At 60.8% G+C, this 19,643-nt stretch carries 19 protein-coding genes; 10 read left to right on the top strand and 9 right to left on the bottom strand.

What is annotated here, in order from left to right; genetic code table 11:
- Nucleotides 1-1,038 precede the first annotated feature (1,038 nt).
- Genes MHK04_RS10750 through MHK04_RS10735 form a run of 4 tightly spaced genes read left to right on the top strand, consistent with a single transcriptional unit; the run spans nucleotide 1,039 to nucleotide 3,662 of the window.
- Nucleotides 1,039-2,391, top strand: a complete 1,353-nt coding sequence (locus MHK04_RS10750; RefSeq protein WP_239208727.1) for a DUF445 domain-containing protein — start codon at nucleotides 1,039-1,041, stop codon at nucleotides 2,389-2,391.
- 19 nt (nucleotides 2,392-2,410) lie between these two features.
- Entirely contained in the window at nucleotides 2,411-2,848 is a 438-nt protein-coding gene (locus MHK04_RS10745; protein WP_239208725.1) for a CGLAU_01105 family protein, read from the top strand.
- A gap of 5 nt (nucleotides 2,849-2,853) precedes the next feature.
- Nucleotides 2,854-3,144: a DUF2516 family protein gene (locus MHK04_RS10740; RefSeq protein ID WP_239208723.1), complete on the top strand. Its 291-nt coding sequence runs from the start codon at nucleotides 2,854-2,856 to the stop codon at nucleotides 3,142-3,144.
- Nucleotides 3,144-3,662, top strand: coding sequence for a beta/alpha barrel domain-containing protein (locus tag MHK04_RS10735; RefSeq protein ID WP_239208721.1), 519 nt, complete (start codon nucleotides 3,144-3,146; stop codon nucleotides 3,660-3,662). Before MHK04_RS10740 ends, MHK04_RS10735 begins: the two co-directional genes overlap by 1 nt.
- On the opposite strand, the gene MHK04_RS10730 is transcribed toward MHK04_RS10735, so the two are convergent.
- The 3 genes from MHK04_RS10730 to MHK04_RS10720 all read right to left on the bottom strand — a co-directional run bounded on the left by MHK04_RS10730 (nucleotide 3,659) and on the right by MHK04_RS10720 (nucleotide 5,944).
- Nucleotides 3,659-4,510 (bottom strand): LmeA family phospholipid-binding protein, encoded by an 852-nt coding sequence (locus MHK04_RS10730; protein WP_239208719.1) that lies wholly within the window; start codon nucleotides 4,508-4,510, stop codon nucleotides 3,659-3,661. The genes MHK04_RS10735 and MHK04_RS10730 overlap by 4 nt on opposite strands.
- Before the next feature lie 109 nt (nucleotides 4,511-4,619).
- The gene (locus MHK04_RS10725; RefSeq protein ID WP_239208717.1) at nucleotides 4,620-5,432 is read right to left on the bottom strand and encodes a class I SAM-dependent methyltransferase; all 813 of its coding nucleotides are present in this window, start codon (nucleotides 5,430-5,432) and stop codon (nucleotides 4,620-4,622) included.
- Between the two features lie 20 nt (nucleotides 5,433-5,452).
- On the bottom strand, nucleotides 5,453-5,944 hold the full coding sequence (locus tag MHK04_RS10720; RefSeq protein WP_239227070.1) for a DUF2505 domain-containing protein: 492 nt from the start codon (nucleotides 5,942-5,944) through the stop codon (nucleotides 5,453-5,455).
- Between the two features lie 24 nt (nucleotides 5,945-5,968).
- Here MHK04_RS10720 and MHK04_RS10715 point away from each other — a divergent pair, with 24 nt between their 5' ends.
- On the top strand, nucleotides 5,969-7,075 hold the full coding sequence (locus MHK04_RS10715; protein WP_239208715.1) for a UDP-N-acetylmuramate dehydrogenase: 1,107 nt from the start codon (nucleotides 5,969-5,971) through the stop codon (nucleotides 7,073-7,075).
- A 143-nt stretch (nucleotides 7,076-7,218) separates the two neighbouring features.
- Here MHK04_RS10715 and MHK04_RS10710 read toward each other — a convergent pair whose 3' ends face one another.
- On the bottom strand, nucleotides 7,219-7,695 hold the full coding sequence (locus MHK04_RS10710) for an S-ribosylhomocysteine lyase (protein WP_023020462.1): 477 nt from the start codon (nucleotides 7,693-7,695) through the stop codon (nucleotides 7,219-7,221).
- Between the two features lie 71 nt (nucleotides 7,696-7,766).
- Between MHK04_RS10710 and MHK04_RS10705 the strand changes: the two genes are divergently transcribed.
- On the top strand, nucleotides 7,767-9,023 hold the full coding sequence (locus MHK04_RS10705) for a YihY/virulence factor BrkB family protein (protein WP_239208713.1): 1,257 nt from the start codon (nucleotides 7,767-7,769) through the stop codon (nucleotides 9,021-9,023).
- Here the strand turns inward: MHK04_RS10705 and MHK04_RS10700 are convergent.
- The 4 genes from MHK04_RS10700 to MHK04_RS10685 form a co-directional block, all read right to left on the bottom strand.
- Nucleotides 9,020-10,549, bottom strand: a complete 1,530-nt coding sequence (locus MHK04_RS10700) for an AMP-binding protein (RefSeq protein WP_239208711.1) — start codon at nucleotides 10,547-10,549, stop codon at nucleotides 9,020-9,022. The genes MHK04_RS10705 and MHK04_RS10700 overlap by 4 nt on opposite strands.
- An 11-nt stretch (nucleotides 10,550-10,560) precedes the next feature.
- Nucleotides 10,561-12,270 carry a long-chain-fatty-acid--CoA ligase gene (locus MHK04_RS10695; protein ID WP_239208709.1) on the bottom strand — a complete coding sequence of 570 codons (1,710 nt, stop codon included), beginning with the start codon at nucleotides 12,268-12,270 and terminating at the stop codon, nucleotides 10,561-10,563.
- Nucleotides 12,271-12,341: 71 nt separating this feature from the next.
- Nucleotides 12,342-12,827, bottom strand: a complete 486-nt coding sequence (locus tag MHK04_RS10690) for a methylated-DNA--[protein]-cysteine S-methyltransferase (RefSeq protein WP_200288323.1) — start codon at nucleotides 12,825-12,827, stop codon at nucleotides 12,342-12,344.
- Nucleotide 12,828: 1 nt separating this feature from the next.
- Nucleotides 12,829-14,544 carry a long-chain-fatty-acid--CoA ligase gene (locus tag MHK04_RS10685; RefSeq protein WP_239208707.1) on the bottom strand — a complete coding sequence of 572 codons (1,716 nt, stop codon included), beginning with the start codon at nucleotides 14,542-14,544 and terminating at the stop codon, nucleotides 12,829-12,831.
- A 66-nt stretch (nucleotides 14,545-14,610) separates the two neighbouring features.
- Between MHK04_RS10685 and mshA the strand changes: the two genes are divergently transcribed.
- The 4 genes from mshA (at nucleotide 14,611) to MHK04_RS10665 (ending at nucleotide 18,693) form a co-directional block, all read left to right on the top strand.
- Nucleotides 14,611-15,876 carry a D-inositol-3-phosphate glycosyltransferase gene (mshA, locus tag MHK04_RS10680; protein WP_023020468.1) on the top strand — a complete coding sequence of 422 codons (1,266 nt, stop codon included), beginning with the start codon at nucleotides 14,611-14,613 and terminating at the stop codon, nucleotides 15,874-15,876.
- Between the two features lie 40 nt (nucleotides 15,877-15,916).
- Nucleotides 15,917-16,663 carry a phosphoglyceromutase gene (locus MHK04_RS10675; RefSeq protein WP_023020469.1) on the top strand — a complete coding sequence of 249 codons (747 nt, stop codon included), beginning with the start codon at nucleotides 15,917-15,919 and terminating at the stop codon, nucleotides 16,661-16,663.
- Between the two features lie 63 nt (nucleotides 16,664-16,726).
- Entirely contained in the window at nucleotides 16,727-17,989 is a 1,263-nt protein-coding gene (locus MHK04_RS10670; protein WP_200288320.1) for a sensor histidine kinase, read from the top strand.
- Complete coding sequence (locus tag MHK04_RS10665; RefSeq protein ID WP_239208706.1) at nucleotides 17,986-18,693, top strand: response regulator transcription factor; 708 nt, start codon at nucleotides 17,986-17,988, stop codon at nucleotides 18,691-18,693. The genes MHK04_RS10670 and MHK04_RS10665 overlap by 4 nt, the downstream gene beginning before the upstream one ends.
- Here the strand turns inward: MHK04_RS10665 and MHK04_RS10660 are convergent.
- Nucleotides 18,690-19,616: a DUF3109 family protein gene (locus tag MHK04_RS10660; RefSeq protein WP_239208705.1), complete on the bottom strand. Its 927-nt coding sequence runs from the start codon at nucleotides 19,614-19,616 to the stop codon at nucleotides 18,690-18,692. The genes MHK04_RS10665 and MHK04_RS10660 overlap by 4 nt on opposite strands.
- Nucleotides 19,617-19,643 lie beyond the last annotated feature (27 nt).

Below are 19,643 nucleotides of genomic sequence, written 5' to 3'. Positions count from 1 at the left end.
CATGTCGCGTGGGTGCAAAATGAGCTCAACGAAACACCCCGACAAATCCTCGGCGGCGCAACCCCACGTGAAATACTTAACGAACTATTCAAGCGTGGCGCATCCACCGCTTGATTCCGCCAGGTACGTCGTCGAAACCACCTGAAAAGGTAATAATTAAAATGCATATAATGAAAAGTAATAACCCAAAGACTAATTTGAGTGTTGAGCTTTTAATGCGGGCTCGGGATGCGTCATTGCGATTCCTTCTCCTGTGATCCCATTCTTGAGCCAGCTCGCTGATATCAGATAGTTCATCAATGTTTTTAGCGGTCTGTATCCCAATATTTTGGTTAAAGATGTTTCCATTCCCAGTATTATTAATGCTGTTAGAACTCATTTTTAAAGGACCCTTCGTTTGCTCTTGCCGTGACAGATAGAAACTGTCGGGAATTCTGATCAGAGTGTTGTATTTAATAGTAACGTATCTAGATAGGCGTTGGCATAGAGCTTGTCAGCTTGTGTTTGTTCAGACCACACAGCTTTGACCTTGATGGAGTTGAATCAGCCGGAACCTTTTGGGACTCGATCGGGCCTGCTGGAAGCCTCTCGATTTGCTGTTAAGCTCCTTTCAAGGACTTGGCAAAAATCCTGAGCATGTTCGGTTCTGAAAACTACGTGAGGATTAGACGGGAAGCCAGAATTGGTACAGCCACTATGCAACCGCGAAAGGGAACGCGGACTGAGGCAGTTAAATCAGTGCCGTCCCTCGCCCTAAATGGGGTTATCGTGTAGGTGAACTGACGTTTCCAGTAGGTCCGTTGTCTTGAGGTTAATAAGAAGTCCAAAGGCGGGTAGAGGTCTCGTCCACTTTATTTGTACTTCCTCGATTTCTGCTCTCGAGACTTTGTTCCTAAATGCGTGTGAGAAGAGCGAGGCATGAAAAATTAAGGGCTGATAGTAACTAAGCCATCTTTCGAGTGCGGTATCTGTACCTACTAGTGTTGATGAGCGGATTTGTTGTCCACTACTGAGCCTCGAACACCCCAAGGAGAACTCATGACCCACCGCGCGGACGAAGGCCTCGAATCGGCAGCCGCATCGGCGTCGGCACCGGAGTTGGCATCGTCGGGTGCTGCTCCCGTGCCGCAGGCTGGTAACCAGGAGGCCCGGCGGGCGGACTTGCGGCGGTGGAAGGCGATTGCGCTGTCGTTCCTGATTGGTGCGGCGGTGATCTTTTTGGGGTGTTCGTGGTGGCAGGCGTCGGAAAGCGGGGCACCTGTGTGGGTGGGCTACGTGCGTGCAGCGGCGGAGGCCGGCATGGTGGGTGGCTTGGCGGACTGGTTTGCGGTGACCGCGCTCTTCCGCCGGCCTATGGGACTGCCCATCCCGCATACGGCGCTGATCCCGAATAATAAGGACCGCGTCGGCGATGCCTTGAAGGACTTTGTGGAGGAGAACTTCCTTACCGCGGATGCGCTGAGCGCCAAGGTGCGCGAGGCGGAGTTGCCCTTGTGGCTGGCACGCCAGGGTGTGGAACCCGGTAAGGCGGAGGAAGCCTCCGCGTGGATTGGTCAGCGTGCCGCCAGCGTGGTCGCAGATTTGGATCCCGAAGAGGCAGAGCATTTCATCCGCACCCAAGTCATGGACCGCCTAGCCGAACCGGAATGGGGCCCGCCGTTGGGCAGGCTGCTGGAGGGCTATATTGCAGATGGCAAGGCACGCCCCCTGGAAGACGACCTCATCGACTGGGCACACGGCAAGATTTTAAGCATGGAATCCACGGTGGTCACCGCCATCGATGAGCGCATGCCGGGCTGGGCACCGCGCTTTGCCCGCGAGATGGTGGGGGAGAAGGTCTATACCGAGCTCGTAGAATTCGCCGATGAGGTCCGCCGCAATGGTAACCACGAGGCCCGCCTGGCCATTCGCCGCAACTTGTCCAAGCTAGCCTCCGATCTGCAATGGGACGAGGACATGCGCGGGCGCATCGAGGGCATCAAGCAAGAGATGCTCGCCTCTGACCAAGCACAGCAGGCACCCGCGGCCATGTGGCGCACGGTCTCCACCACGCTCATTGACCAGCTCAATGATTCGGAGTCCTTCCTGCGCCAAAAGATTACGGCCAAGGTCAAGGAGCTGGCGCACCGCCTGCTCGAAGACTCCGAATTTTTAGCCCAGGCCAATGCGCTCGTGGACAAAGCCGCGCGCTATGCCGTGGAGAAATTCGCCCCGGAAATCATCGCTATTATCCCGGAGACCATCAAGCGTTGGGATGCGGAGGAAGCCTCCCAAAATATCGAGCTCATGGTGGGCAAGGACCTGCAATTTATTCGTTTAAACGGCACTATCGTCGGTTCCCTGGCAGGATTGGTGATATTCGCGGTCAACCACCTTATCTTTGGTGCTTAGACATAAGGAGTAATGAGCAATGAGTGATAATAAGAAGATTTTCGATTCCCTGAAAGATGCCGGCAGCGCCGCTTTTGAGGTAGCCAAGGACTTCGGTGGACGCCTGCAGGAGGAGCGCGCTCAGCACGCTCATGGCGCGGAAGCGAAAAGCCCCTATGGCGCATCTGGCAAGGAGGGCTTGGTGGATAAGGCCACTGCTACCGCGAAGGAGTTCGGCGCCACTGTGAAGAAGGCCGCGGACGGCACCCGCGAGTCCGCGTCTTTCGCTGACGCCAAGGGCAAGTTCTCCACCGCTTATAACGAGACCCGCGAGGGCGTCATGGACGCCTATAATTCCGCCCAGGCCCGCCGTGCGGAAAAGAAGAATGCGGCGCGCCCTGGCCAGGATTCGGCTCCTTCGCAGGGCGATAATATTATCGATGGCGAAGTAATCGACACCGACGACCCACAGAATTAACCTGCATGAATTCACTTTTTGAAATTGCGTACTACTTGGATGCCTATATTTTGCGCATCCTCGCCCTGACCGCCATCATCGGCGCGGTCCTCGCTGCCACCACCCGCGAGGATGCCTTCCGAGCCGGTGACCGACAAGGTAAGTGGGTATGGGTAGGCCTGCTGGCCGGCTCCGCGGTGGCGATGGCCACCGGCTTGGCTTTTCTGTCTTGGATCGGCGCGGTCATTACCGGCGTGTACTGGTTTGATGTGCGCCCGCAGCTCAAGGCCATTATCAACGGCGACTACAGCTACTAATGCTTAATTTGCTTGACGCCCCGGCCGCGACGGTCAAGGAGCGCGCCGCCGATAACACCGTCCTTGTCTCCCCGCACCATGTTTCCCTTGCCGCAGGCGCAGGTGCGGCCGATATTATTTCTGTCGCGGGGTATCCTACCGGCCGCCACCACACTCTTATCAAGGCCTCCGAGGCGCGCCTGGCCATCCAATCGGGCGCCAGCGAGGTATGGGTCAGCCTCGATGAGACCTTAACGGATGCCAATGCTGTGCTCTCCGAGCTCATTGCCATCCGCGAGGCCTGCCCCGATCCGGCCCGCCTGGGCCTCATCGTGCCAGACGCCCCGCCTGCCGGCGCACCGCTTGCCGACGCCACCCTTAAAGCCGCCCATCAAGCCGGCTACCAGCGCCTCATTGTGCGCAGCCGCAAGGCCGCGGATTACGCCGAATCCGCGGCCGGTGAAGAAGGCAAGAAAAAAGGACCGGAGTTGGCCGCTGCCACACTTCCGGTCCTCGAGTTTCCCGCTCCCGCGGTTTAGGCGGCTTTCTCCTGCGCGTCCTGCTGCGGCGCGCCATTGCCCGTGGCGCCGCCCTGGCCCGCGGAGTCACCACCGCCGGCGAACTTATCCATGTCCTTCATCGGAACATCGGTGCCGTTGATGGTGAGCTTGAGCTCGCCATCGAGCACCTCTACGGAATCGACGTTCATGTCAGAACCCACGAACTGATCCGACATGCCATTTTGCAGGGCGGAGGAGATGGCTTCGGTGGCCTGATCCGGCAGCTCGAGGCCAAAGATGGAGGCCTCGGTGGCGCGGATATCGAGCTTGCCATCGTGGGCGGTGGGCTCTAGCGAGAGGTTGGTAAGGCCGCCGGCAAACTTCACGTCCAGCACGTGGTCTTGCTCATTGGCGGTGATCTCCGTGACCACCATATTGCCCACCTTCTCGCTGCCGGCCTGCTCGGAAATGCCCTTCTGGAAAGACGCCAGCAGGTAGTCATCCGGCACGGTGGTAGAAGCGCGCAGCTTGCCGGCCACCGGATTCTCCTGGTCGGTGCTCATATCTTCTACGTGGATCTCTGAGGCAGGTTGGCCCTTGATATCAGTGCCGTCGATTTGCAGGGTGGACGGCGTGGTCATATCCATCTGAGAAATGGAGCCCTTAAACAGCCCTACGAGCAGTGGGCTGCCGCCAAAGCTGACGGAGGGATCTTCTTTGACCTGGATACCTTCTTCTTCGGCAGCCTGGTTAAATTGCGAGGTCATCTGGTGACCAATGAACCAGCGCAGGCCGAATTCGGCCAAAAGGATGAGCACGAGTAGTGCCACGAGGATGCCAATGATGATTTTCCAGGCGAGTGAACCTGCCGATTTCTTCGAAGCCATGCGTACCAGTGTGGCGCATGAGACGGCGCGGGGCAAAGTTTGCGGGAGTTCTCGGACACATTGCTAGGCATTTCACAGCTGCCCCAGCTGTCATCACCGAGCGGCGCGTTTAGTCCCGTGGCGCGACGGACTCCCAGTCCACGGTCAGCACATTATCGCGCAGGCGCCGACGGATGGTGTGGATAGTAAAGGGGGCGTCGGCAAGCGTGGCTCGTGCCATGCGCCAACGCACGCGCGGGCCGTAGGGCGCCCACCCCGCCGCGTGGTCCCAGGCCTCGTCGGCGGCCTTAAGCAGCTCGTGGATGGGCTCGCCGGGAACGTTGCGGTGAATGAGGATTTTGGGCAGGCGCTCGGCGATGTCTGAGGGCCGCGCCACATCGAACGGGTCCCACGCCAGGGTGAGAGTCCGTGGGCCGTGGGCATCCAGCAGCAACCAGGCCGCGCGCCGGCCCAGCTCATCGCAGGTGCCCTCCACAAAGAAGCCACCGGGGGCAAGCCGAGAACACACCGTCTGCCAGGCCTCCTGGACCTGGTCCACGTCGTATTGGCGTAGCACATTGAATGCGCGCACCAGCTGTGGCCGGTAGCCGGCCAGTTCAAAGCCGCCAAGTTCGAAGCGCACGCCGTCGCGCGGTGGCAGGATCCGGTCCGGGTGGATTTCGAGCCCGCGGACGTCTACCTGCGGATTCGCCCGGCGCAGCCACCCTGCCCATTCCACGGTGGTGGCGTGCGAGGCCCCGTAGCCTACGTCGAGCGCGAGCGGCTTTTCCACGTGCCGCAGCAGCGTGGAAATCTCCGGATGCGCGAGCATCCATCTATCGCAGCGGCGCAGGCGATTGTGATTGGTGGTGCCGCGGGTAATAACGCCAAAAGGCCGACCCGCAGCTGCGCTAGCGCGCAGATTATGTGCGTGGTCGGCCATAGATTTCGGTGCTGTAGAACTTAGGCGTTCTCAGAGATCCACTGCTCGGTGAGCTTGCCTTCGTTATCGAAGAGCTCAGCCAGGGATTCGCCCACCTTCGGCTCGATGGCGGCGCCCATCATCGGGATATTGACGGAAATCTCGTTGACGTAGGACAGCTTGGTCATCTCGCCCTCGCCAGCCAGGGAGATATCGCCCTTGAAGTCCACCGGGGTGCCCTTGACATCTGCGGTGTAGTTAACGTCAGCGGCTTCACCGTTGAGCTCGCCGACGGTGACCACGCGCTTGACCTTGAGGTCTTGGGAGACCATGGCGCGCACTGCCTCTGGCAGCAGGGTGGTCGGCAGAACCTCGAAAAGGGTAGCAACACTATCGCTGAAGTCGTGCACCTGACCCGCCTCAGGGGAGAGGTTGGCCACGATGAACTCCCAGTATTCCTTGGTGAGCAGCGCCTTGTGCACCTTTTCGATGGGCTGATTGATGGTTACGGTGTTTTCACTACGGGTTGACATGCTTAACAGACTACCTTGGTAGGCGTGCTTGATAAATCTTTGACGCAACAGCTCACAGCGATCGACGGCGTGGAACTGGACTCTACCGCCACCTTTGCGGATCTGACTACGCTGCGTGTGGGTGGAAAACCGCAGGCCGCACTGCGCTGCTCGCAGCCGGATGCCGCCGTGTCCGTTGTCCGCGCCCTGGATCGCGCTGCGGTGAAGTTCATAGTCGTTGGCGGCGGCTCCAACCTCTTGGTGGCCGATGGCTCCGTGGACGTCGTCGCCGTCATCCTCGACTTTGCTGAGGTGTCCATGGACACCGAATCCGGTCTGGTGCGCGCGCAGGCGGGCGCCAACTGGGATGACGTGGTGGCCCGCTCCGTTCAGCTTGGCCTGGGTGGCATCGAGTGCCTGTCCGGCATCCCCGGCACGGTGGGCGCGGTTCCGGTGCAAAACGTGGGTGCTTATGGCGCGGAAATCTCCGAGGTACTTACCCGCGTGCGCCTCTATAATCGCCGCACCGATACCGATGAGTGGGTCCCCGCCTCCGATCTGGAGCTGGCGTATCGCTATTCCAACTTGAAATTCACCGGCCGCGCCGTCGTGCTCGAGGTAGAACTCCAGCTCAACAACGATGGCTTATCCCGCCCGTTGCGCTTTGGCCAACTTACTCAGAACCCCGGCGAGCGCCGCCCCGTGGCCGAGGTCCGCGAGGAGGTCTTAAAACTGCGCCGCGGCAAGGGCATGGTGCTCGACCCTTCCGATCATGACACCTGGTCCGCCGGCTCTTTCTTTACCAACCCGGTGGTGGACTCCGCTCTTGCCGACGCCGTGCAGGCCAAGGTTCGTGCCTCGCTTGGCGACGCCACCGCAGACTCCATGCCCCGCCACCCCTCCTCCGAGGCCGACCGGGAAAAGCTTTCCGCGGCCTGGCTCATTGATCGCGCCGGGTTTGCCAAGGGCTACCCAGGCTCTGGCCGGGCTACGCTTTCGACAAAGCACACGCTGGCGCTTACCAACCGCGGCGAGGCTACGGCTGCCGATATCGTGGACCTTGCCCGCACCATCCGCGATGGCGTCCGCGATGCTTTCGGCGTGGAGCTCGTGCCCGAACCCGTCTGGATTGGCCTCGCCCTCGACGAGTAGCGTGGGGTTGCCCCTGCACACTGGGGCCTAAAACCTATAAAGCGGCCACGATAGCACCCTAAACCACACGGTTTTCGGGTCTATCGTGGCCGCTTTGCGGGCTTGGCGCCTGTCGCGTTTGTCGCGCCGCGAAGGCCCCTAGATTAGGCCGCCATGACCTGAAGCCACTCATCCTTAGCGCCCAAGAAAGCGCGGGCCGCCTCCTGCGCACCCTCCAAGCTGTGGTGCGCACCCCAGCCGCACTGCTCTTCGTTGGCCGCGGGTACCTCGGTGGCGTTAAGAATATCGTTGAGCGCGCCTTCCACCGCGCGCAGCAGCTCGTCTTGTTCCATGCCATTAGTGATGGCGTAGAAGCCGGTACGGCAGCCCATGGGGGCAAAACCGATGAGCTTATCGGTGTAATTGCGCATGAAGTTGGCCATCATGTGCTCCACTGAATGCAGCGCCTTAGTATCAAGGTGATCCTGATTGGGCTGGCAGAAGCGCAAGTCGTACTTAATGATTTCGACGCCGCCGCCCAAGTCCGTGCGGTCGGCCACGCGAATATACGGCGCGCTGACGAGGCGGTGGTCGAGTTCGAAGGACTTTACGTTGAGCTTCTTATCATTCTGTTCAGTCATGCTTCTCCAGTGTAATCACAGCTGAGTGTCACTTCCTGAAATAGATTCTTTACCGCATACGCTGGGATAATATGAGCACACTGGACGATTCCGCCGAGGTCCCTGGCGCCGCGAGCACGGCGGCCGACGATCTGTCTGCTGGCGACCCGTCCGCCACTGCACGGCCGAGCGCTTCAGCCACTCCGGTAAGAGAATCCGTCTATGAGGGCGCGGATAAAATCGTGCCGAGTACCGCGCCCACCGTGGTCAAGATCGAAGGCCACACCGAAAATGTGGACCCGCTGGCCCGCGGTAACCGCTTGCGCAAGGAAAGCTGGGGGCTGGTGCTCCGCCGCGTGTGGGCGGACTTCTTCCACGATGCCTTGATGGATCGCGCCGCCACGATGACGTATTTCACGCTCATGGCCTTTGCTCCTACGGTGCTCGCGGCCTATTCGATAGCCACGCTCATCTTTTCCTCTCGGCGCGCCGAGGTACATGAATTAACCTCGCAGTTCATTGCGGATTACGTGCCGAGTTCGATGACGGAGCAGGCCGAGCACCTCGTGGGCTCCATCATTGGCTCCACAGCCCAAGGCACCTTCGCGCTGGTGGTATCCGTGCTGGTTTCTCTTTTTGCCGCCTCGGCCTATGTGCGTGCCTTCTCGCGCACCGCCAATACCGTTTACGGGCGGGTAGAGGGCCGCGGAATAATCCGCACCTGGGCACTCATGTGGGGGCTTACTATCGTCTTGGTCATCGGCGCGGTGATCGTGCTTTTTGCTAACCTGCTGCGCGATACCATTGTCAGCGGTGTGGTCGAACCGTTAGCCGGCAAGCTAGAGATGCAAGGCACCGCGGACTTTTTGGGCGGCATCTTTATGCCGGTGTGGAATTGGCTGCGCTTCCCGCTCACCGTGGTGGTCGTGCTGACGTTGATTGCCATCCTGTACCACTTTTCCCCGAATGTGCGGCCAGCGCGCTTCCGCTGGATAACTCTCGGTTCCGTGGTGGCGCTTAGCACCAATGTCGTGGTGTGGGGAGCCTTTGCGCTGTATACCCAGCGCTTTGCTGGGGCCAGCGTCTACGGCGCCTTCAGCCTCATCATGGCCGTATTCATGGCCGTATGGTTATCTAATACGATGCTCATTTTGGGCATCAAAATCGATGCGGAGGTATTGCGAGCCAAAGAGCTGCAACTGGGTCTGCACGCCGCGCGGCATATTCAGGCTCCGCCGCGTTCCGATGCCGCCGCCAAATCCCAAGCCCGCGCCCAACTTGACCTAGAAGAGCGGTCCGAGCGCATCTACAAACAAGCGGTGTGCAAAGCAGAAAACGACGCAGACTAGTCGCGGTGAAGGCGGGCGAGGAGATCGCGCTGGACATCACGGCGGCGCAGCTTACCTAGCTGATCTTCGGCGAGCTTATCCATGGCAAAGAATCTTTGCGGCACCTTATAGCGCGCCAGCAGCCCGCGGCAGTGCTCGCGCAAGGCAGCTTCGTCGGCCCGGGCGCCGGGGGCTAGGACCACGCAGGCAGCGACGTCCTCAGAACCATCGGAGCGGGGAGTGCCTACGACGGCGGCTTGGGCGATATCGGGGTGGGAGGTTAAGGCCTCCTCAACCTCGCCGGGATAAACATTGAATCCACCGGTAATGATGATTTCTTTAATGCGGCCCACCAACCGGATATGGCCATCGGGTTCGCGCACGCCCATGTCTCCTGTGCGGAACCAACCTTCATGGAAGGCGGCTGAGGTAGCGGGGGCGTCGGCAAGGTAGCCGCTAAAAACCTGCGGGCCGCGGGCGAGGATCTCGCCGGCCACGCCATCCGGTTGGGTGCGGCTGAGATCGGCAGGATCGCCGATGCGCAGCTGCGTATCCGGCAGCGGCAGGCCGATGGTGCCGGCGCGCCGGGTGTCATCAAGGGGATTGATGGTCAGCACGGGAGAGGTTTCCGTCAGCCCATAACCTTCCACCAACATGCCACCGGTGCGTGCCTCCCAGGGGTCGATGATGCGCGAAGGCAACGAGGCCGCGCCCGAGATGGAATAGCGCACCCCGCCGAGATCCGAGGGAGACTCGGAATCAGCGGCAGTGGCAGCGTAGTTCATGGCGCGTTCGTAGATGGTCGGCACGCCCGGCATCCAGGTGGGGCGGCGGGTGGCAAGCGCTTCCGTCACTGCGTCGGTGTGTGGGGCGGCAAGCAGGATAATCTCGGCCGCGCAGCGCACCGCGAGCAGCACGCTCATCGTCAGGCCATAGGAATGGAACATGGGCAAAGCGGCCAAGAAGCGCTCATGGCCGGGGCGCAGCGGGGCCTGGGTTTCTAGCTGCAGGCAGTTGGCAGCGAGGTTGCCATGGGTTAAGACCACGCCCTTGGGGCGGGCAGTGGTGCCGGAGGTGTAGAGGATAAGGGCGGCGTCGGCAAGCGTGGCTGGGTACGGCTCCACCGGGGTACCGGAAAGGGGAAGCGGCTCAGTGAGAGAGACGGAGATAGTGGTCTCCACCTGCGCGGATACGGTGGGGGCAATGTCCTCCCAGGCAATGGCCACGTGGGCGCCATGATGGGCGAGCAGCGGGGTGAGCTCGTGCGCGGTATAGCGCGGGTTATGCTCCACCACCACCGCGCCCAGGCGCAGGATGGCGAAGAATGCCACCACGTGTTGCGGGCAATTAGGGAGCAGGAGCGCCACCCGGTCGCCGGGGCGCACGCCCATCTCGCGCAAGGCGCCGGCCGCGGCCGCCACCTGGGCATCGAGCTCGCTATAGGTTAGCGTGTGGCCGGCGAAGTAGGTGGCCGGGCGCTGTGGAAACTGTGCGACGGCCACCGTGAGGAAATCCGTCAAGGTAGCGCCATAGTGAATTTCTGCCATAGCCGATAAGTTTAGGCCTTTGCCTCCAACAGCTCGAGTAGGTCCTTGCGCACCTGGTGGCGGCGAATCTTGCCCAGATTATCGCGCGCCAAATCCTCAAAGTGATAGAACGTGCGTGGGACCTTGTAGCGGGTAAGGCGCTCGCGGCAAAATTCCTTCAATCCCTCGGGATCGAGCACGGCGCCATCGCGCAGGGTGACGCAACCGACGACGTCCTCGGAGCCATCCTGGCGCGGGCGGCCCACGGCGGCGACGTCCACCACATCGGGGTGCTGGGCAATGGCCTCTTCCACCTCGGCGGGATACACGTTGAAGCCGCCGGTGATAATGATTTCTTTGATGCGGCTGACCAGCTTGATATAGCCATCCGGTTCCATCAGTGCCATATCGCCGGTGCGGAACCAGCCATTGTGGAAGGTCTTTTCGGTGGCCGCGGCATTGCCAAAATAGCCCTGGAAAATTTGCGGACCGCGCGCGAGCATCTCGCCCGGCTGGCCATCGGGTTGGGTTTCATCCAAGTTATCGGGGTTGGCGATGCGCACCTCCGTATCTGGGAAGGGCACGCCCACATAGCCGGGGCGGTGCTTGCCATTCATGGGGTTGGCGGTGAGGACCGGGGAGGTTTCCGTCATGCCAAAGCCCTCCACGAGCCGTCCACCGGTCATGGTTTCCCAGCGCTCCACAATCTCTATGGGCAGCGTGGCCGCGCCGGAAAAGGCGTTGCGAATTCCGCTTAAGTCAACGTCTTTTTCTTCGGCCGCGTCCATGATCTTCTGGTAGAGCGTGGGCACGCCGGGCAGCCAGGTGGGAGTGCGCTTCTTTAGGATGTCCAGGATGAGCGGCATCTGCGGCGAGGGAAGCAGGATGAGCTCGGCGCCCAGGTAGATACTGAAAATGCACAGCGTGGTCATGCCATAGGCGTGGAAGATGGGCAGCGCCGCGAGGAAGCGCTCTTGCTGCTTGCCCATCTGCGGTACCCAGGCTTTGCCTTGGATGGCATTGGCGATGAGGTTGCCATGGGATAATAGTGCGCCCTTGGGCTTGCCGGTGGTACCAGAGGTGTAGAGGATGAGCGCGATATCGTCCGGGGAGATCTCGGGGAAATCGAGGTCCGTGCCGTCGCCGCCGATGGCCGCGCCGATGAGCGTGGACCATTCCACGGTATTGGGCGCGGGGCTGGTGAGCTGCTCGCGCTTGGTGACTAGGGGCGGGATGGGCAGGCGCAGTGCAAGGCGCTTGAGCGGAGGCATGGCATCAATCATGTTGACGGAGACGATGGTCTCCAGCGGGGTAGTCGAGCGCAGTTTTTCCAGCGTGGAGGCGGTCTTATCCCAGGCAATAGCCACGCGCGCGCCATGGTCCTTGAGCAGCCCCTCAAACTCCGGGGCGGTATAAAGCGGGTTGTGCTCGACCACGGTGGCGCCGAGTAGCTGGACGGCATAAAAAGCGGCGATGTGCTGGGGGCAGTTGGGAAGGACGATGGCTACCTTATCGCCCGGGCGAATGCCAAAAGCCTTGAGACCGGCCGCGGCGGCGCGCACCTGGCTATCGAGCTCTGCGTAAGTTTGCGTGCGCCCGAAGAAATAGGTGGCGGATCTATTGGCGTTGACCCGCAGGTTATTGCGGTAGTAGTCGACGATGGTCTTATCGCCGTAGTCCAGCGTGTGTGGGGTCCAGTCGCTGTAGTGCTGGAGCCAGGCTTGGGAGGGGGAAGCGGACACGCGAAAACCTTTCGTTTGGCTACAAAAACTATTTCTGAGGGGATAGTTTATCCCAAACCGAAAGAATCCTTCTAGATTTCTTCCAGCGTCAGCAAAAATCGTTTGGCAGCTAGCCCGCCCGCGTATCCGCCCAGCCCGCCATCGCTGCGCAGCACCCGGTGGCACGGCCGCACAATAAGCAGGGGATTGGCGCCGCACGCGCTGCCCACGGCCCGCGTCGCGCCGGGCCGGCCGAGCATCTTGGCGACGTCGCGATAAGTGACCGTCTCCCCATAACCAATCTCCGTCAACTGCGCGTGTACGGCCGCGCGAAATTCGGTTGTGGTGGGTGGGTCCAAAGGCAACTCGAAGGCGCGGCGCCGGCCAGCGAAGTACTCCGCAAGCTGCGCCTGCGCCGCATCGAGCACGTCTGTGCTGTGCTTTTCGACGTCCCTTTCATCCGCACTGCCCACCGCTTCCGGCAGGGCGCCGGTTGCGGTGAACTCCACACGGGAAAGCCCCCGCGGGCTCGCCTGCAGGCGCAGGGGTCCGAGGGGGCTATCGATGAGGCGGAACATGCTAGTTCTTTTCGGCCTCGAGGCGGCGGATAAGGTCTGCCTGGACCTCGCGGCGGCGGATCTTGCCCATCTGATCCTTAGCCAGCTCTTCAAAGTGGTAGAAGGTGCGCGGGACCTTGTAGCGGGTAAGGCGTTCGCGGCAGTATTCCTTGAGTCCCTCCGGGTCGAGAGCGGCGCCATCGGCCAAGTCGAGGCAGGCTACGACGTCCTCGGAGCCATCTTCGCGCGGTCGGCCTACCACGGCGACGTCATCAATGCTCGGGTGCTCGCGCAAGATTTCTTCCACCTCGCCCGGATATACGTTGAAGCCGCCGGTGATGATGATCTCCTTGATGCGGCTAACCAGGCGGATGAAGCCATCTTCTTCCATGACGCCCATGTCACCGGTGCGGAACCACTCGCCGTGGAATGCGGCCTCGGTGGCCTCCTCGTTATTGAGGTACCCCTTGAAAATCTGTGGTCCCCGCGCCAAAACTTCGCCTTCGGTGCCATCGGGCTGGGTTTCATCGAGGTTATCTGGGTTGGCGATGCGCACCTCGGTATCCGGGAAGGGGATGCCGACGTAACCAGGGCGGCGGTCGGTGCTCATAGGGTTGCCCACGATGATGGGCGAGCATTCGGTCAGGCCATAGCCTTCCACCAAGAGGCCACCGGTATAGTTCTCCCACTTCTTGACCGTGTCCGAAGGCAAGGTAGAAGCCCCGGAGAAGGCTGCGCGCACGCCCTTGATAGGAATCTGCTGCTCGTCGGCGGCTTTGACGATTCGCTCGTAGAGCGTCGGCACACCCGGCACCCAGGTCGGGGTGTGCTTTTTCATCAGCTGCATAATGAGCGACATATCTGGCTTAGGCAGGATAACCAGCTCGCCGCCGATAAACTGCGCCAGGGTCACGTTCATGGTCAGGCCATAAGCATGGAAGAAGGGGAGGGCGGCGAGCATGCGCTCGGGTTTATCGCCCAGGCCCGGTACCCACGCCTTGCCCTGCATGATGTTGGAAAATAAGTTTCCGTGGGAGAGCATGGCGCCCTTCGGGGCGCCGGTGGTGCCAGAGGTATACATGATAAGCGCGATGGTGTCCTTGTCCACGTCTTCCGGCGTGGTGATATCGCTGCCGTCGCCACCGATTGCGTTGCCCACCAAAGTTTCCCACGGCACGGTATTTGGCGCCGGGGAAGATAGCTGCTCGCGCTTGGATTTGAGCGGCGGGATAGGCAGGCGCAAAGCGGCGCGCTGCAGGGTGGGCATGGCGTTGATCATGTTGATGGACACGACCGTTTCCAGATTGGTGGTTGCCCGCAGCTTCTCCAGCGTGGGCGCGGCCTTGTCCCAAGCGATGGCGATGCGCGCGCCGTGATCTTGGAAGAGTCCTTCCAGCTCGTGGGCGGTGTAGAGCGGGTTATGCAGTACCACCTGCGCACCGAGCTTCAGAATGGCATAAAACGCCGCGATGTACTGCGGCGAGTTGGGCGCGACGATCGCTACGCGGTCACCTGGCCGCACGCCGAAGGCCTTCAGGCCCGCGGCCGCTGCGCGAACCTGGCGGTCTAGCTCAGCATAGGACTGCGTACGGCCAAAGAAATAGGTAGCCGGCCGATCCGCGTTGATTTTTAGGTTGTTGTCATAAATATCCAGCAGCGTGGTATCGCCGTAGTCCAGCGTATGCGGTGTCCATTCCGGGTAATACTGGAGCCAAGCCTTTGTTTCATATGCGGACAAAACGTGACCTTTCGGTAGCGTAGGTTTCTGGCAGGGGCCAGTATAGCGCCGCTAGAATGGAGCGCCATGCGCATCGCCATGATTTCTATGCATACATCCCCTATCGAGCAGCCTGGCTCAGGGGATGCGGGTGGAATGAACGTCTACGTCCTCAATATTGCCCGCCAATTGGCCCGCCGGGGAATCGAGGTAGACGTCTATACCCGCGCCACCCGGCCCAGCCAAGGCGAAATCATTGCGGTGGAGCCTAGCCTGCGCGTTATCAATATCGTCGCGGGCCCGTACGAGGGGCTAGATAAAGAGGATCTCCCTACCCAGCTGGCCGCCTTCGCCGGCGGCATGGTGCAATTTGCCAAATGGCAGGGTAAAAAATATGACCTTATTCACTCCCACTACTGGCTTTCTGGCCAGGTGGGCTGGCTGTTGCGGGATCTCTGGGGTATCCCGCTTATTCACACAGCGCATACCTTGGCCGCGGTGAAAAACGCCTCGCGGACGGCGGATGACACCTTGGAGTCCGAAGCCCGCCGCATCTGCGAACAGCAATTGGTGGATAACGCGGACTTGCTGGTGGTCAATACCGAGCAAGAAGCCCGCGACTTGGCCGAACATTATGATGCCGAGAGAGCCAATATTCGCGTGGTCTCGCCCGGCGCCGACGTAGAGCTTTTTACCCCTGGCACGGACCGCAATACCGAGCGCTCCCGCCGCGAGTTGGGCATTCCGCTGCACACCAAGGTGGTGGCCTTTGTCGGCCGCTTACAAAAATTCAAAGGCCCGGAGGTACTCATCCGCGCCACGGCCGAGCTCTTCCGCCGCGAGCCGGCCCGCAACCTGCGGGTGGTTATCTGCGGTGGCCCGTCGGGGGCCAATACAGCGCCGGAGGCATATAGGGAGTTGGCGCGTGAGTTGGGCGTCGATAAGCGGGTGCGCTTTTTGGGTGCCCGCCCGCCGGAGGAACTGGTGGGGGTCTACCGCGCGGCTGATATTGTGGCGGTGCCCAGCTATAACGAGTCCTTCGGCCTAGTGTCTCTGGAGGCCCAAGCCTCTGGCACGTCGGTGGTTGCTGCCGCCGTCGGCGGGCTACCCATTGCCGTGGCTGACGGGGAAACTGGCCTGCTGGTGCACTCGCACGATCCGGAGGATTGGGCTGATGCCTTGGCCCGCCTGCTTGACGACGACCCCATGCGCATCGCCATGGGCGAAGCCGCCGTCGCCCACGCCGCGCGTTTTAGCTGGGCCAGCTCCGCCGCAGCGCTCGCAGAAATCTATGACGAGGCCAGCCATATCGAGGTTCCAGACTGCCATCAACGGCGGGCAAGTGGAGACTAAACCTCCTACGCTGGGAGCCATTTCGTGGCATGCTGGAAACATGACTAACGGAAAGCTAATTCTCCTTCGCCATGGCCAATCCAAGTGGAATGAGTCCAACCAGTTCACTGGCTGGGTCGATGTAGACCTGACCGAAAAGGGTGAGGCGGAAGCCAAGCGCGGCGGCGAGCTGCTCGCGCAGGAAGGCATTCTGCCGGACGTCCTTTATACTTCTCTTCTGCGCCGCGCTATCCGCACCGCAAATATCGCGCTCAATGCCGCCGATCGTCACTGGATCCCAGTAGTGCGCGATTGGCGTCTCAACGAGCGCCACTACGGCGCCCTGCAAGGCCTGAATAAGGCTGAGACCAAGGAAGAGTACGGCGAGGAAAAGTTCATGGCATGGCGCCGCTCCTATGACACGCGCCCGCCAGAGCTGGCCGATGACTCCGAATACTCGCAGGCCAATGACCCGCGCTACGCAGACCTAGATAAGGTCCCGCAGACCGAGTGCCTCAAGGATGTTGTCGCCCGCTTTGTGCCGTACTTTGAAGAGGAAATCCTCCCGCGCGCAAAGAAGGGCGAGACCGTGCTCATCGCCGCTCACGGTAACTCCCTGCGCGCACTGGTCAAGCACCTGGACAATATTTCTGATGATGATATTGCCGGATTGAATATCCCCACCGGCATCCCGCTGGTTTATGAGATTACCGAGGACGGCTCGGTAGCAAACCCAGGCGGTACCTACCTGGATCCGGAAGCTGCTGCTGCCGGTGCCGCCGCCGTTGCTGCGCAGGGCGGTAAGTAAGTAACTGCGCTAAAGTCCCCGGGGAGTATTCCCTGGGGACTTTGTGATGGATAGGCTAGACACGTGGAATTGATTCTTTCCTTTGCCGCCGGCGTGGTGGCCTGCGGGTTGGCGCTGCCGGCGATGTCCTGGGCGCGCGGGCGCATTGCGCGCTACCGCCAGGCTACCGATGTCGGGGCCAATCAGGTTACGACGGTTAGCCAGGTGCTGCACTTGGCCGTGCAAGGCTCGCCGACGGCGCTGACGGTGCTGGACCGCAGCCAGGAAATCGTCATGTCTAATCCGGCCGCGCATGAGATGTCCTTGGTGCATGACCGCGCCGTTAACCCAGAGGTATGGGAGACCGCGCAGGAGGTCTTCGAAGACAAGGAGACCCGCACCGTTGACATAGCTATTCCCAAGCGGCGCACGGGACACCGCGTCACGCAGGTCAGGGCGGTGATTAAGCCACTGACTCTTAATGACGGCCGCTTTGTCATCGTCTACGGCACCGATGAAAGCGAAAATGTCCGCATGGAGTCCGCCCGCCGTGACTTCGTGGCGAACGTCTCCCACGAGCTCAAGACACCCGTCGGCGGCATTGCCTTGCTGGCAGAGGCCCTGCTACAAGATCCCGGTGACCAAGAGACCGTGGAGTACTTTGGCAATAAGGTCTATAAGGAAGCCAACCGCATGGCCGATATGGTCAGCGAACTTATCTCCCTGTCCAAGCTGCAGGGCGCCGAGGCCCTGCCGGAGATGGAACCGCTGGCCGTAGATGATCTCATCGATGAAGCCCTCTCGCGCAACCACCTTGCTGCCGAGGCCCGTTCCATCGAGCTCAACCGCGGCGCCTCTGTCGGCGTGCAGGTTAAAGGCGATCGATCCCTGCTGGTAACAGCACTATCCAACCTGGTCTCCAATGCGATTAACTACTCGCCGGAGAAAATGCCGGTGTCTGTCTCCCAAAAGGTGGTGGATGGTGGGGTCGTACTCATCCGCGTCACGGACCGTGGCATTGGCATCGCACCGGATGACCAGAAACGTGTTTTTGAACGCTTCTTCCGTGTAGACCAAGCCCGGTCGCGGCAGACCGGAGGCACTGGCCTAGGATTAGCAATTGTTAAACACGTGGTGGCCAACCATGGTGGCAATATCAAACTATGGTCCCGGCCGGGTACGGGTTCTACATTCACCATTGAATTGCCCATCTACAGGGAAGAAAAGCCAGCGCAGGAAGCTGGCATGAAGGATAATGAGAAAAGGGATGCCGTCGACGCGGCGGCGCCTGGGCTCCCGCGTGCAGTGGCACGCGTTGCAGCACGTCGAAAGGATAAAGCACAATGACCACCATCCTCATCGTTGAAGATGAAGAGTCGCTGGCAGATCCGCTGGCATTCCTCCTCCGCAAGGAAGGTTTTGAGCCCATCATCGCGCATGATGGCCCTACCGCGCTGGAAAAGTTTGCCGCAAACGACATCGATATCGTCCTTTTGGACCTCATGCTGCCCGGCATGTCCGGCACCGAGGTATGCAAACAGCTGCGCACTACTTCGTCCGTGCCCGTCATCATGGTCACCGCGCGCGACTCCGAGATTGATAAGGTCGTCGGCCTCGAGCTGGGCGCCGATGACTACGTCACCAAGCCTTATTCTTCCCGCGAGCTTATCGCCCGCATCCGCGCGGTACTGCGCCGCGGCCATGATTCTGGATCCGGTGCCGAGGCCGAGGCCGAGGAAGAGGTTGCCGAGCAGATCCTCGAAGGCGGCCGCGTCAAGATGGACGTGGAGCGCCACACCGTTACCGTCGCCGATGAGCCGGTATCCATGCCTCTCAAGGAATTCGACCTGCTGGAGTACCTCTTGCGCAACGCCGGCCGCGTGCTCACCCGCGGTCAGCTCATTGACCGCATTTGGGGCGCTGATTATGTTGGCGATACCAAGACCCTCGACGTCCACGTCAAGCGCCTCCGCTCCAAGATTGAGGAACAGCCCTCCCGCCCGAAGCATTTGGTTACGGTGCGCGGTCTGGGCTATAAATTCGAGCTCTAATCTTCCGCCTGCTGGCCTTCCGCCTGCAGGCTCCCGGCCTTCACACTGGCTGGGTGCTGCGTGAGCTGGACGCCGTGTTCGGCCGCTGCCGCTCGGGCCTTGCAGTGCTCGGCCAGAATCTCATAGGACTCGCGGCCCATTAGTGCTACCAGCTCGTCCTCGTGCGACTGCCACATCGGCAGCGGGTTGGCGTGACAGGCGGAATCGGCTGAGCAATACCAATCAAAATCTTCGCCGCCATTGCCCCAACCGCGACGGTCATACTCGCCTATCTGGGTGCGTAGGATCTCCTGCCCATCCGGGCGTTCTTCATAATCCTCGTACCGGCGCAGCGGCAGCTGCCAGCACACCTCCGGCTTGACCACCGTGAGCTCTTCGCCAGCATCCACCGCCCACTGGTGCAGTGCGCAGCCCGTGCCCGTAGCCCAACCGGCGCGGTTGGCGAAAATGCACGCTCCATCCACAATCGGCGTCTTAAGGGCCGGTTCCGGTTCCCCATCCTCGCCGTCGAGTTCGTCCCATTCCAGCCACGGCTCTAATTCATCCGTATCGTCTTGCGCGAGGAATTCATCTACCCCCGCTGGGCGCAGCTGCCAATATGTGGCGGGCATGCGCGCGACGGCGTCATAAAGCTGGTCGCGGTCTTCCTCATCGGCCATATAAGCGCCATGCACGCAGCAGCCCACTTCGGGCTGGCGCTTGTCGATGCCCCGGCATGCCGAAGTACCAAATTGGCAGCTGTAGTGCGATTCCACCCATGTCAGGTCGATGGAAAAGACGTGGTGTGGGTCGTTCGGGTTGGTAAATTCAAACCACTCCCGCGGGAAATCGGGGGCCTCTTCGCGGCCCGCTCTTATCGACGCCGCCGCGGGCGAGCTCGCGGGAAAACCTAGATATACCGTGTCAGATTTTGGGCGATTCACACCTAACCACGGTAGACCTACTACGCT

Source organism: Corynebacterium nasorum, assembly GCF_022345765.1.
Taxonomy (GTDB): Bacteria; Actinomycetota; Actinomycetes; order Mycobacteriales; family Mycobacteriaceae; genus Corynebacterium; species Corynebacterium kefirresidentii.
This window is presented reverse-complemented; position numbering and strand designations above follow the sequence as displayed.